The 13,352-nt window shown below is 49.4% G+C and carries 5 protein-coding genes and 3 pseudogenes; 1 reads left to right on the forward strand and 7 read right to left on the reverse strand.

What is annotated here, in order from left to right; all coding sequences use genetic code 11:
• Nucleotides 1-259: 259 nt before the first annotated feature.
• Both nifJ and JCM15908_RS06390 read right to left on the reverse strand, forming a co-directional pair.
• The gene (gene nifJ, locus JCM15908_RS06385) at nucleotides 260-3,835 is read right to left on the reverse strand and encodes a pyruvate:ferredoxin (flavodoxin) oxidoreductase (protein WP_025002718.1); all 3,576 of its coding nucleotides are present in this window, start codon (nucleotides 3,833-3,835) and stop codon (nucleotides 260-262) included.
• Between the two features lie 109 nt (nucleotides 3,836-3,944).
• Nucleotides 3,945-5,129 carry an ATP-binding protein gene (locus JCM15908_RS06390; protein WP_025002719.1) on the reverse strand — a complete coding sequence of 395 codons (1,185 nt, stop codon included), beginning with the start codon at nucleotides 5,127-5,129 and terminating at the stop codon, nucleotides 3,945-3,947.
• A gap of 282 nt (nucleotides 5,130-5,411) precedes the next feature.
• On the opposite strand from JCM15908_RS06390, the gene JCM15908_RS12750 reads away from it, so the two are divergent.
• The gene (locus JCM15908_RS12750; protein WP_234396394.1) at nucleotides 5,412-6,353 is read left to right on the forward strand and encodes a hypothetical protein; all 942 of its coding nucleotides are present in this window, start codon (nucleotides 5,412-5,414) and stop codon (nucleotides 6,351-6,353) included.
• Nucleotides 6,354-6,633: 280 nt separating this feature from the next.
• Here JCM15908_RS12750 and JCM15908_RS06400 read toward each other — a convergent pair whose 3' ends face one another.
• The 5 genes and pseudogenes from JCM15908_RS06400 to JCM15908_RS06420 all read right to left on the reverse strand — a co-directional run bounded on the left by JCM15908_RS06400 (nucleotide 6,634) and on the right by JCM15908_RS06420 (nucleotide 13,287).
• Nucleotides 6,634-7,038, reverse strand: coding sequence for a YolD-like family protein (locus tag JCM15908_RS06400; protein ID WP_025002720.1), 405 nt, complete (start codon nucleotides 7,036-7,038; stop codon nucleotides 6,634-6,636).
• Nucleotides 7,035-8,530: pseudogene (locus JCM15908_RS12755) on the reverse strand (Y-family DNA polymerase). Before JCM15908_RS12755 ends, JCM15908_RS06400 begins: the two are co-directional and overlap by 4 nt.
• Before the next feature lie 471 nt (nucleotides 8,531-9,001).
• Nucleotides 9,002-10,544, reverse strand: a pseudogene (guaA, locus tag JCM15908_RS12760) (glutamine-hydrolyzing GMP synthase).
• A 135-nt stretch (nucleotides 10,545-10,679) separates the two neighbouring features.
• Nucleotides 10,680-11,470 (reverse strand): annotated as a pseudogene (locus JCM15908_RS12765) (nucleotidyltransferase family protein).
• A 260-nt stretch (nucleotides 11,471-11,730) separates the two neighbouring features.
• Nucleotides 11,731-13,287 (reverse strand): RapZ C-terminal domain-containing protein, encoded by a 1,557-nt coding sequence (locus JCM15908_RS06420; RefSeq protein WP_025002721.1) that lies wholly within the window; start codon nucleotides 13,285-13,287, stop codon nucleotides 11,731-11,733.
• Between the last annotated feature and the right edge of the window lie 65 nt (nucleotides 13,288-13,352).

Genomic DNA, 13,352 nt, shown 5'->3' on the forward strand with positions numbered 1-13,352 from the left:
TTTGCGCCTCTGTCTTGATGCTTTTCCATCCGTCAGGGTGAGGGGATTTCCTTGCCGGTTGGCATATCTTCAGGCTTTCACGGGCAAATACACAAAAATATGACGTCATATTTTTGCACTTCGATTTGGAAAGTACAGCCCGAAATAATGTTTTTTGAGAGGATAGTAATAAAAACGCATGCTCTCATGGCAAAAGAGGTTTCTCCATAACGGAGAAACCTCTTTAAAAATGTTCTATAAACTGCTATTTGCCCGGAATTTATACTTCCTCGCTCCAGTCTTCCTTGCTCTTGCGGACATAGCTTTGGTAGCGAAGCTTGGCCATGTCCTCGCACGACTTGAAGAGTTCCTCACCTTCATTTGGATATGCCTTGAGAACAGAGAGGAAACGGACTTCGCTGCGGAGGAAGTCTTGGAACTTAGCCCAGTCTGGGACCTTGGAGTCGAGAGAGAACGGATTCTTGCCTTCCTCTGCCAACTGCGGATTATATCTCCAGAGATGCCAGTAACCGCACTCAACGGCATTGGCCTCCTGTGCCTGACTGCGTCCCATGCCACCCTTAATCTTCAGACCGTGGTTGATACACGGAGCGTAGGCGATGATGAGCGATGGGCCGGGATAGGCTTCTGCCTCGCGGATGGCCTTCAGGGTCTGCGCGTTGTCGGCACCCATGGCCACCTGTGCTACGTAGACGTAGCCATACGTGGTGGCCATCAGGCCGAGGTCCTTCTTGCGTATGCGCTTTCCCTTGGCTGCAAACTGTGCGATGGCACCGAGTGGAGTAGACTTGGAACTCTGGCCACCCGTATTGGAGTAGACCTCCGTGTCAAGAACGAGGATGTTGACGTCCTCGCCCGATGCAATGACGTGGTCGAGACCGCCATAACCGATGTCGTAGGAAGCACCGTCGCCACCGATAATCCACTGGCTGCGCTTTACGAGATAGTGGTCGAGCGTCTTCAGTTCTGCGCAAGCTGTGCATCCACTTTCCGCGCCTGCTGCAATCAGCGGCTTCAGCTTGGCGGCTGCAACCTTCGAGGCATCGGCATTGTCCTTACTGTCAATCCATTCCTGTGCAGCCTCCTTGAAGTCTGCCGGAGTCTTGTCATCGGCAAGCAATTCGCTCAAGAGAACGGTGATGCGCTCACGCATCTTTTTGTTACCCATTGCCATACCCATGCCAAACTCGCAGAAATCCTCGAACAGGGAGTTGTTGAAGGCTGGGCCCTGACCATTCTCATTGGTTGTGTATGGAGTTGAAGGAACCGAGGCAGAGTAGATAGAGGAACAGCCCGTAGCGTTGGCTATCATCTCGCGGTCGCCGAAGAGCTGCGAAACGAGCTTGACATACGGAGTCTCGCCACAGCCTGCACAAGCACCGGAGAACTCAAAGAGTGGCTGGGCAAACTGAGAGTTCTTGGCGTTCGACTTGATGTCGACAAGGTTCTGCTTGCTCTTCACGTTCCTGACGAGGTAATCCCAGTTGGCTGCGCGGCGGTTGGCTTCTTCCTCACCGGCTACAAACTGCGTCATGGTGAGAGCCTTTTCTCCCTTCTTGCCCGGGCAGACGTCGGCACAGTTGCCGCAGCCCGTACAGTCAAGAACGGAAATCTCAATGCGGAACTGCATGCCCTTCAGCTGCTTGGGCGCAATGATGTCAAGGGTAGTCTCGTTGAAGTTCGCCTTCTCTGCCTCGTCAAGAACGAATGGACGGATAACGGCATGGGGGCAAACAAACGAACACTTGTTGCACTGAATACAATTCTCGGCGTTCCATGACGGAACGAAGGCAGCCACACCACGCTTGTCGTAAGCGGCTGTACCTACCGACCATGTACCGTCAACGGTGTTGTGCTTGACGAAATCAGAAACCTTCAGCAAATCGCCTGCCTGTGCGTTCATCGGACGGACGAGTTCCTTTACGAAGGCCGGGGCGTCGTCCGCCTTGCCGTCGTTGTCAGCCAGAGCAGCCCAAGCCGGGTCAACAGCCAGCTGCTTGTATTCGTTGCCACGGTCGACAGCTGCATAATTCTTGTCGACAATATCCTGTCCTTTCTTGCCATAGCTTTTCTCTATGAATTTCTTCATCTGTTCAACGGCAAGGGCAATGGGAATAACCTCCGTAATGCGGAAGAAGGCAGACTGGAGGATGGTATTGGTACGGTTGCCCAAACCTATCTCCTGTGCAATCTTGGTGGCATTGATGTAGTAAACGGTGATATTGTTCTGTGCAAAATAACGTTTCACCTTGTTGGGGATGAAATTGACCAACTCTTCACCGTCGAATATCGTATTCAGCAGGAACGTGCCGTTCTTGCGCAGACCGCGTGTTACGTCGTACATATTCAGGTAGGCCTGAACGTGGCATGCTACGAAGTTGGGAGTGTTCACCTGATAGGTAGAACGGATTGGGCTGTCTCCGAAACGCAGATGAGAGCAGGTAAAGCCGCCTGACTTCTTGGAATCGTATGAGAAATAAGCCTGACAATGCTTGTCGGTATTATCACCGATAATCTTAACAGAGTTCTTGTTCGCTCCGACAGTACCATCGGCGCCCAGCCCGTAGAACTTAGCCTCGAACATACCTTCGCCACCCAATGGAATCTCCTCTACTTCTGGGAGAGAAGTAAAGGTTACGTCATCAACAATGCCTACGGTAAAATGATTCTTTGGTTCCGGCAACTCAAGATTGTCATATACCGCGATTATCTTGGCAGGTGTGGTGTCGGCCGAGCCGAGACCGTAACGGCCTCCTACAATCAGCGGTTTGTCTTCTACATCGTAGAATGCACTCTTTACGTCAAGGTATAATGGCTCCCCCTCTGCTCCCGGCTCCTTCGTGCGGTCAAGTACGGCAATGCGCTTAACCGTCTTGGGAACTGCTGCAAGCAGATGCTTGACAGAGAATGGGCGATAGAGATGAACGGCAACCATACCTACCTTCTTGCCTTGCTTCAGCAAGTAGTCGATAGCCTCACGGGCAGCCTCGGTAGCAGAACCCATCAGAATAATGATGTTCTCTGCATCTTCCGCTCCATAGTAGTCGAAAAGGTGATGTTCACGGCCGGTAATCTTGGTCAGCTCGTTGAGGTAGTGCTCGACAACTTCTGGCACATTCTGGTATGCAGCGTTGCTTGCCTCACGGTGAGTGAAGAAAGTCTCCGGGTTCTCGGCTGTACCGCGTACTACTGGCCTCTCCGGAGTCATGGCGCGGTCGCGGAAACGCTTGATGTCTGCTTCATCAACCAACGGACGTATATCCTCATCGCCCAGACTTTCTATCTTGTGATATTCGTGCGATGTACGGAAACCGTCAAAGAAGTTGATAAATGGAACAGATGTCTTCAGTGTTGCCAAATGAGGAACTGCTGAAAGATCCATTACTTCCTGAACAGAGCCAGAACAGAATATGGCGAAGCCTGTCTGACGACATGCCATGACGTCCTGATGGTCGCCAAAGATGCAGAGAGCGTGGCTTGCAAGCGTACGTGCAGAGACGTTGAACACACATGGCAAAAGTTCACCGGCAATCTTATACATGTTGGGAATCATCAAGAGAAGTCCCTGAGAAGCGGTGAAAGTTGTCGTGAGGGCACCCGACTGCAATGAACCATGTACGGCTCCGGCGGCACCTCCCTCTGACTGCATTTCCTGAACGCTGACAGTCTGACCCCACAGGTTCTTGCGCCCGCGTGCCGACCACTCGTCAACGTGTTCCGCCATCGGAGACGACGGAGTGATAGGATAGATAGCAGCCACCTCTGAGAACATATAGCTCACGTGGGCAGCGGCTTCGTTACCATCACAAGTGATAAACTTCTTTTCTTTAGCCATTTTGTAATTTATTAAATGAATGTTGTTATAATGTTTTTGTCTAAATCGTTATCAATGAGTCGTTATCTTTTTGTAAATCTCTTAATCTTCTTGCTGTCTACGTCTGACGCTAATAAAGAAACCCGAATAGCCATAGCGGGATTCGGTTATCCTTTCCTATTTCTGTGTTGTAACGTGCGTAAATGGTGTCGGGGCTGAACCGCATCTTTTTGTTTTCCGCATCGCAGACACGGAATTTTGTTGTCCCGTCTATCAGGTAGACTCCCGGCTTGTTTCCCTCGTTTATTACGTGGCACCTCCACAGGGTGTTTACGAAGAATGTCTCCATCAGGTCCTGCCGTTCAAGCTGTATCGGATAGATGGCGTAGATGAGATTGGTATTGTTCAGCATCACCTTTGCCGGCTTTTTGGGAAATTCCTGTCCGATGGGATAAATAATATTAATCAGCCGGGCGTCTGCAAGGTACTTGATGTAGTTCATTACGGTTGCGCGGCTCGCACTGATGTCCTTTGCAAGACTGCTTATATTAGGCGACCTCGGCCCTTCCAATGCCAGTTGATAGAATAGTTTCTTTATTTTTGTAAGGTATTTCAGTTCTATCTGCTTGATGAGCAGAATGTCTACTTCCGTCATCATGTTCATTGTTTTCAGCAAGTTCTCCGAGAAGTTCCGATTCTCAAGAAAAAAAGGATAGAACCCGTGATGAATGTAATCCTGAAAATACTTGAGCGGACTCACCTTGGGCAAAATCTGCTTGGCGATGTGCTCGTGATTATGTATGATTTCTTGCAACGTGAAAGCCGGGAAACTGTTGCCTGTCCGTAGGTTGAGAAATTCCCGAAAAGAGAATCCGCTAAGGTTATAGCTTTTTACAATACCGTTCAGTTCAGGGTTCTCATCCTTCAGGCGCATTACGCTTGACCCTGTAAATACAATTTTCAGCTTGGGATAGTAATCGTAACAGCGTCTCAATTCACTGCTCCAGTTCGGCTGCTTGAAGACTTGGTCTATTAGGAGAACCCTTCCTCCGCGGCGATAGAACTCTCCCGCAAAGTCTGCAATGCCTCTACCCTGAAAGTAAAAATTATTCATGTTGATGTATAGGCATCCTCTGTCTGTAGTCCCAAAGTGTTCTTTGGCATATTGGAGCAGGAAAGTGGTCTTGCCGACCCCTCTGGTTCCCTTTATGCCTATCATACGGTCGTCCCAATTTATCTCGTCCATAAGGATGCGACGGACAGGGGCATAGGTATGCTCAACAAGATAGGTATGGGTTCGGTAGAATGCGTCCATCTTTATTCGTTGTTATATTAGTGCAAAGGTACTACTTTTTCCCAATATTGCAAACTCTATATTGCAAAAATGAGATATTTTTTTGTTTTTATTTTGTGTAGACTTGGCTTTGCTGTAACTTTGCAGTCCAAATATTACGACGATGAGATTGCATGTTTTCAATCCAGAACACGAGATGGTTCTGGCACACAATGATAAGTATTTCACGCTCCGCATGCCGGCCGGCAGTTACGGGCCGACTTAGGTTTCCTTCCTGTATTCTGGGCGGCAGATGGAGATATAGTGTTGGTAGACGATGCACCTGCAGCACTTCTTCATGTTGGTCGTTTCTCGCAATACGCCCATCGGGTGATTTTCGTTGAGAAGAAAGATGTTTGGAAATATGTCGACAATATAGAGGCCATAGAACCTTGGGGATGGGATTTGGCTCTCGCCTTTCAGCTAAGGCAGGCAGGAATACCTCAGCATTTGCTGCCGCCTGATGATGAACTTGCCGTGTTGAGAAAACTTGCAAGCCGGCATACTTCGGCAGCAGTCCTGCAAATATTGAAAGCTAACGTAGGAAACAAGGCTTTGACGGGCGAGTCGAAGTATGTGGAAGGCTTGCCGGAATTGAAGGCAACAATAGCTGAGTACGGACAGGCTGTACTGAAAGCCCCTTGGAGCAGCAGTGGTCGGGGTATCAGATATGTATCGGGAGAGCTGGATAGCCTCATGGAGAATTGGGCAGGAAAGGTAATGGAGCGGCAGCAAGGACTGACAGTAGAGCCATATTATAACAAGGTGAAAGACTTTGCAATGGAGTTTTCTGTCGTCAATGGAAAGGTGAGTTATTGCGGATTGTCTGTTTTCTATACGGCAAAATCAGCTTATACGGGTAACGTACTGACAGGTGAAGAGGATAAGAAAGCCGTGTTGGAACAATACATAGACCCGATTGTGCTTGAAAAGGTCAAGGATGCTATTGTACGTTTGATCGGAGAGATGCTTCCGGCAGGATATTGTGGCGCATTTGGCGTAGACATGATGGTGGTGGCATGCCACAGCAACAAACAGACAGAACCGTCAGGATTTCTATTGCATCCGATGGTGGAAATCAATCTGCGCCGTACCATGGGGCACGTAGCCTTGTCCTTGTCTTCAGGCTCAACGGATATAAAACGAGTGATGAGAATAGACTATGACGGCTCCCACTATCGTTTACATATCAACAAAATCCGTTAAGGCAGGACACAGGAAGAAGACAAGCGGAATTTCTTGAGAAAGACAACAGCCTGTAGGAACAGGCACGGCTTTTGGTACTTGCATGTTGGATACATCTGTTTGCCTGTAGGAACAGTTCCTTGAGCCTGTTCGGAAAAATTATAGAAAGAGAGCGTGTGCAGGGCAGACCTGAAACAGCGGACAGACGGGGATGCTTGTCCCTACGCAAGATAGTCGTCTAAAAACAAGAATGGGCTATCCTGCCTCTTTGTACACGCAAAGTTGCCTTGCTACAAGATTGTCAGTCTAAGTCAATCTCAATGATGCCGGAGAGCGGAATCGCCTGTCCTGTGTCCAAAATTATCTCGTGCGTATCTTCATTTATTGCCTTGATGGTCTGGGTTATGGTCAGATATGCCCCACCGTCTTTATACCCGTCGGGCTGAAAATACGTGATGGATGCCGCAGGATGTTCATTGACGTGTGCTGCAATGGTGGTCATCTTGCGGTTAAGTTCCCGATAGTCATCCTCTGCCAGCTCTATCCTCTGTTCGGTATAGCGTGCCTCCTCTTCTATGGCAGCCTGATAGCCTGTAAGGGCAGCGAAGGGAGCGAACTGAGCAGCGCGGTTGTAAAGGCTCATCGGTGGGTGAGTCTTCGATACAGGATGGGGAAGATGAATAATGTCGTCGTACGATTCGTTCATGCCTTGTGTCCTCCTATTTGCTGATTGCGTTCTCTCGCCGTAGCTCCTTCTTCAAAGTTAAGGCCCCGCAGAAGCGAGTTTCTTCCAAATTTTTGTTTGATGCTGATAGTCGTTTCCTGTATTCTGCGCTCCTTTGCCAATGCTTTTTCTTCCTTTTCCCTTTTGTCTGCTAAGGCTTCATAGTCGGTAAACATGTCAAGTTGTACAGGTACGGCAGTCTGTCGGTGTGCCTGCTCTTCACTGACGACGTGGTTGGTAGAAATGTTAATGCGTCTTACCAACAGCTGTGCGTCTACAATCTGGTCGTAAAGCTGCACAACGGATTGGGTTATGAGGCGGGTAGACGAAGTGAAACGGTGAAGATTGGCTGTTCCATGGGCATATTTGGTACTTTCCTGCCGTACCAATCCGTATCTACCGGGCCTGTATAGTGGATGGATTGCCGGTTGAGGCTTTCTTTATCGTAGCCGATGCTGATGACAAGCTGGTCGGTAACGCATTGTTTCTCCACCAAGCTGAGAGCTATGTCTTCCGCCATTTCCTGCACGACGATGCGGGCTTTGGAAAAGGTGTAGGCTTCCTGCAATACCTGTCCGCTACTCATAGAATTGTTTTCCGGACGATAGGCCTTTATCATCTCCATCGTGCAGGGCTCCCATCCCCACGCATGGTCAATGAGCAGTTCGGCATTGATACCGAACAGGTTATACAGCAACTCCTCGTGGTTGATGGAACAACGGGCAATCTTTCCCATGGTGTCCAGTCCGTAGCAGGCAAGCCGCTGAGCCGTCCCTCTGCCCACTCGCCAGAAATCTGTTATAGGCCGATGATTCCAGAGTTTCTCCCGGTACGTCCTCTCGTCCAACTCCGCAATCCGCACCCCGTCCTTTCCGGCAGGAATATGCTTGGCCACAATATCCATGGCCACCTTGCAGAGATAGAGGTTGGTGCCGATACCTGCCGTTGCAGTGATTCCTGTCTGTCGGAATACATCCTGAATCATCTTCATTGCCAGTTCACGGGCGGTCATCTTGTAGCTCTTGAGGTAGTTGGTGGCATCAATAAACACCTCGTCTATGGAGTAGACATGGATGTCTTCGGACGAAATATACTTCAGATAGATGCTGTATATACGAGAACTATGTCTGATATAGTATGCCATACGTGGCACAGCGGCTATATAGTCTATTTCCCAATCAGGATGCTCTTTCAGCTCTTTGTCCGATATGGATTTCCCTGTCAGCCGCTGACGGGGCGATTTTCTCCTTCTCTCCTCGTTTACTTCCTTTAGCCGTTGGTTGACTTCAAAGAGCCGTGCACGTCCGGGAATACCGTATGCTTTCAGCGATGGCGACACTGCCAAGCAGATAGTCTTCTCTGTACGGCTGACATCGGCAACGACAAGGTTGGTCGTAAGTGGGTCGAGACCGCGCTCGGCACACTCCGCGCTGGCATAAAACGACTTGAGGTCGATGGCTATGAAAGTGGGCATGGGTGGAAATTGATATGCTCCTAAAGCGTTATTGACTATTTTCCCTATTGTTTTGGATGAAGAGAGACAGGACGGAAGCGAAAGGGGAATAACACTCTGAAAAAGTCGTATTACAGGGTTATGGGACTTTTTGCCCCCGGTGTGGATGGAAAAAGACTATATGCCCTTGGCTGAATGTACTTGCTGAATAGAAATCCTCCACTCCCTTAATTGTATAACTCAGTTTTCAAGTGCGGAGCAAAGTGCAATAAACAGCCTTTAATTTTCCACTTACTTAATTTGAAATATAACAGACTGGCTATCAGGCGTTTCTTCCTGTCCTGACAGAAGAACCGTGTTTGAAATATGAAAGTGCCGCTTTCGCAGGCTGAAAGTGGCACTTTGACTGGCTCAAAGTGCCACTTTCATTTTACGGATAATACTTTCCCTTCTTTTGGCTTACAAGAAGGCGGAAGCTGCTATTGACCCGCCTTACTCCCACTCTATCGTCGAGGGCGGCTTTGAGGAGATGTCATAACATACTCGGTTGACTCCTTTCACCTTACGGATAATCTCGTTCGACACGTCTGCCATGAAGTCGTAAGGCAGGTGCGCCCAATCTGCCGTCATGGCATCCATAGAGGTTACGGCACGCAGGGCAACAGGATGCTCGTAAGTGCGCTCATCGCCCATCACCCCTACGGAGCGGATGGTGGAGAGAAGTACCGTACCTGCCTGCCATACATGGTCGTAGAGACTTGTGCCGTCGGGCATGGTGTAGTCGTGCATCTTCTCTATGTAGATATCGTCGGCATCTTGCAGGATACGCACTTTCTCACGGGTGATGTCGCCAAGGATGCGGACAGCCAAACCCGGACCGGGGAACGGATGACGCTTGATGAGACGTTCGGGCATGCCCATCTCGTAGCCTACACGGCGCACCTCGTCCTTGAAGAGCCATCGGAGCGGTTCGCAGAGCTGCAAGTGCATCTCCTTGGGCAGACCGCCAACGTTGTGGTGGCTCTTGATGACCATGCCTGTAATGCTCAGGCTCTCTATGCGGTCTGGGTAAATCGTTCCCTGAGCCAGCCATTTGGCATCGGTTATCTTCTTCGCCTCAGCATTGAAGACCTCTACAAAGTCGCGGCCGATAATCTTGCGTTTCTGCTCCGGGTCGGTTACCCCCTCCAAGTCCTTGAAGAACTTTTCCGAAGCGTCCACACCTATAACGTTCAGCCGAGGCCCTTATAGCTTCCATCACCTTCTCAAACTCATTCTTGCGCAACATGCCGTGGTCAACGAAGATACATGTAAGGTTCTTGCCAATGGCCTTGTTGAGCAAGGTGGCACAGACAGAAGAGTCCACACCGCCCGACAGACCGAGGATGACACGGTCGTTGCCCACCTGCTCGCGGAGTTCCTTTACGGTACTTTCAACGAACGAGGCAGCACTCCACTCCTGCCGGCTGCCGCAGATGTCTACGACAAAGTTCTTCAAGAGCTGTTTGCCTTGGAGGGAATGATAGACCTCCGGGTGGAACTGAACGGCCCAGACGGGCTGTTTCGTAGAGGCAAAGGCGGCAAACCTGACATCGCCCGTAGAGGCGATAATCTCGTAGTCGTCGGGGATGGCCGTAATCGTGTCGCCATGGCTCATCCATACTTGCGAGCCTTTCTCGAATCCGCTGAAAAGCGGGTTGTCGAGCGCAATGCTTTCCAGATTTGCACGTCCATACTCGCGTGTACCAGTCTGCTCAACCTTACCACCGTTGACATGGGAAATAAACTGTGCACCGTAGCAGATGCCGAGCACGGGAACCTTTCCGATGAACTCGCTCAAGTCGACCTTGAACGCTTCAGGAGCGTGTACCGAATAGGGAGAACCCGAGAGAATCACACCTATGACCGATGGGTCGTCCTTCGGAAACTTGTTGTACGGCAGGATTTCACAGAAGGTATCCAACTCACGGACACGACGGCCAATAAGCTGCGTAGTCTGTGAGCCGAAATCCAAAATAATGATTTTCTGTTGCATAAAATATAATTGTCTGTATTTTATTCTATATAGAATTAAGGGAGTCGGGCGAATACCTTCATGCAGTATCTTGGAGAGAGACTCCAAGCATATATTTGACTTGATTTCTCAAACTCTCTTTAGTCCTTGACTTCTTCAATCCTTGATTTCTTCCAAAAACGCTTCGGCATCTTTCAGCGTGTTGAGCTTGCCTACATCCATCAGTTTCAAATCGTCCTTGACACATCCACGGATGGTCAGGCGATTGGCATACTTCAGGTAGAAATCCATTATCGGGAATCGCTCGGGACACTCTGCCTTCATCAGCCAAAGACAGTGGGATGAATGGTGTGGATGCCGGAGAAGGCGTAGAGCCGATAGCCATGCTGTATGAGATGCTCACCATCGGGCAGAACGAAACGAAGTTGTTGAATTGGCCTGTAGGGCGACTTCACCTCCCCCGTTTCAACATTAGTCCAACCAACGAGACGCATCACTTTGTCAAAGATAAGGTATCGCTTTGTAATACGGCGGCTGACAAGCAGCAAGGCATCTGCCTTGGTATCGTTTTCCTCATTGGCAGACATTGCATAGAAGGCTCTCAAGTCTATATTGCTGAGTATATCCACATTGTGAATCAGTACAGGCTCACTATCAACAAAAAGCGGAGCAGCCTTCCTGATACCGCCTCCGGTATCAAGGAGCTGCTCCGTTTCGTCGGAAACAAAGATGTCTGTTCCGAAATTATGGTCGTTGAGATAATTCTTAATCTGATTGGCAAAGTGATGAACGTTTACGACGATACGGTCGCAACCGGCACTACGCAGACTAAGGATTGTATGTTCAATGAGCGGTTTGTCCCCCACCCTTACCAGTGCTTTGGGCACCGTGTCGGTAAGCGGTTTTAACCGGGTTCCGAGACCAGCTGCAAAAATCATTGCTTGCATTAGCTTCACTTTTTTAATGCGTGCAAATGTAGCATTTTTTTTTCAGACACCAAAGGAATCGTTAGGGAAAATAAAGCCTCCAAGCCTAAAGAGAGAACCTCATTCCGTCCCCTCACAAAGAGGAAAAGAGTGATTATGCGAAAAAAAAGCAGCCTGCAAGATTCGGTTTGTGTGCGACCAAGTCTGCAATAAACCGAATCCCCGACAGAAAATCATCAGAGAGACTATAGGAAGGTCTCACATTCAACTTCTTTCCTTTTTTAGGGAGAAGTCGGGGAAGAAGCAGGTATCGTTTGTTCTATCCCTTGCTCCCTGTGCATTATTCTCACTTCTATACCGTACTTCTCATGTATATGTTCTGCCAAATGCTGTGCACTATATACGGAACGGTGCTGACCGCCCGTACAGCCGAAGCTGAACATCAAGTCGGTGAAACCACGCTGCATATACCGCTCCACGTGGTGCTCGGCAAGTTTGTACACGGGTTTGAGGAAATCAAGTATCTCACCGTCATCTTCCAAGAAGCGGATGACAGGCTCGTCCAACCCTGTTATTTTCTTATAAGGCTCGTAGCGGCCGGGATTATGCGTACTTCGGCAATCGAAAACATAGCCACCACCATTACCCGACGTATCTTCCGGGATTCCCTTCTTGAAAGAGAAGCTGAACACGCGCACGATCAACGGGCCTTTTCCGTCGTATTTGGAGAACGTGGCAGGCCCGTCCAACGGATTCGCCTTGTAGATGTCGTTCTCGGCTATCTTGAATCCGTCCGACCGATTGGCAGCCGGTTGTTCTATACGGGCAAACTGCGGCAGTTCGGTCAGTCGGCGCAGCATGTCCATCATATAAGGATAAGGGAAAACCTTTTCTCCCAATGCCAGCAAGTCGCGTAGGTTCTGAATGGCAGGAGGAATGGAATCAACAAAATGCTTCTTCCGCTCAAAGTAGCCACGGAAGCCGTATGCGCCCAAGACTTGCAAGGTGCGGAAAAGGACGAAGAGCGAAAGCCGGTTGACGAAATGCCGCTTCGAAGGCACTTCCGTATAATTTTTTAGGCTCTGATAGTATTCAAAGACCAATTCGCGACGCAGTTTGAAGGAATATTTAGCACTCGCCTGCCAGAGAAAGGAAGCGAGATCGTAGTAAAACGGACCTTTCCGCCCGCCTTGAAAGTCAATGAAGTAAGGACTTCCCATACTGTCCAGCATAATGTTCCGGGCTTGAAAATCGCGGTAGAGAAACGAGTCCATTTTCTCGGAGGTCAAATCTTTGGCAAACATACGGAAATTGGCCTCAAGTTTCAACTCGTGGAAATCAAGCTCGGTTGCCTTCAGGAAGCAATACTTAAAGTAGTTCAGGTCGAAGAGTACACTCTCCTGATTAAACTCGGGCTGCGGATAACATTGGGAAAAGTCCAGCCCGCGTGCGCCCCGGAGCTGAATGTTCGGCAGCTCGCGGATAGTACGGCGTAGCAGCTTTTGCTCGGCAAGGTTATAGCGTCCGCCTGTTTCCCGTCCTCCACCGACAGCATCAAAAAGCGAAGTATCTCCAAGATCAGTTTGCAGATAGCAAGTCTCGTCGTCAGATACAGCCAAAACGTGCGGAACGGGCAGTTGCCGTTTCTCAAAATGCCGCGCAAGATAGACGAAGGCATGATTTTCGTCGCGGCTCGTACCGATGACGCCAATAACCGTCTCGCCATCCTCGTCAGCCAGCCGGTAGTATTCCCGGTTGCTGCCTGCCCCTGCCAGTTTCTCCACCTTGGCAGGCTGGCAGCCTTTCCATTTCTTATATAGTTCTGATAGTTTCTCCATTCCGTATAGTTTTTCTGTCATTTATTCCCCATAGAAGTATAAAACACGGCTTCGGGCAAAAGACG

Origin of the sequence: Prevotella dentasini JCM 15908 (assembly GCF_000614065.1) — a bacterium.
Classification (GTDB): Bacteria; Bacteroidota; Bacteroidia; order Bacteroidales; family Bacteroidaceae; genus Prevotella; species Prevotella dentasini.

What these genes read in the sequence shown, in the direction of transcription:
- nifJ (WP_025002718.1), bottom strand. Translation starts at nt 3,835, where the DNA reads ATGGCTAAAGAAAAGAAGTTTATCACTTGTGATGGTAACGAAGCCGCT.
- JCM15908_RS06420 (WP_025002721.1), bottom strand. Translation starts at nt 13,287, where the DNA reads ATGGAGAAACTATCAGAACTATATAAGAAATGGAAAGGCTGCCAGCCT.
- JCM15908_RS06400 (WP_025002720.1), bottom strand. Translation starts at nt 7,038, where the DNA reads ATGAACGAATCGTACGACGACATTATTCATCTTCCCCATCCTGTATCG.
- JCM15908_RS06390 (WP_025002719.1), bottom strand. Translation starts at nt 5,129, where the DNA reads ATGGACGCATTCTACCGAACCCATACCTATCTTGTTGAGCATACCTAT.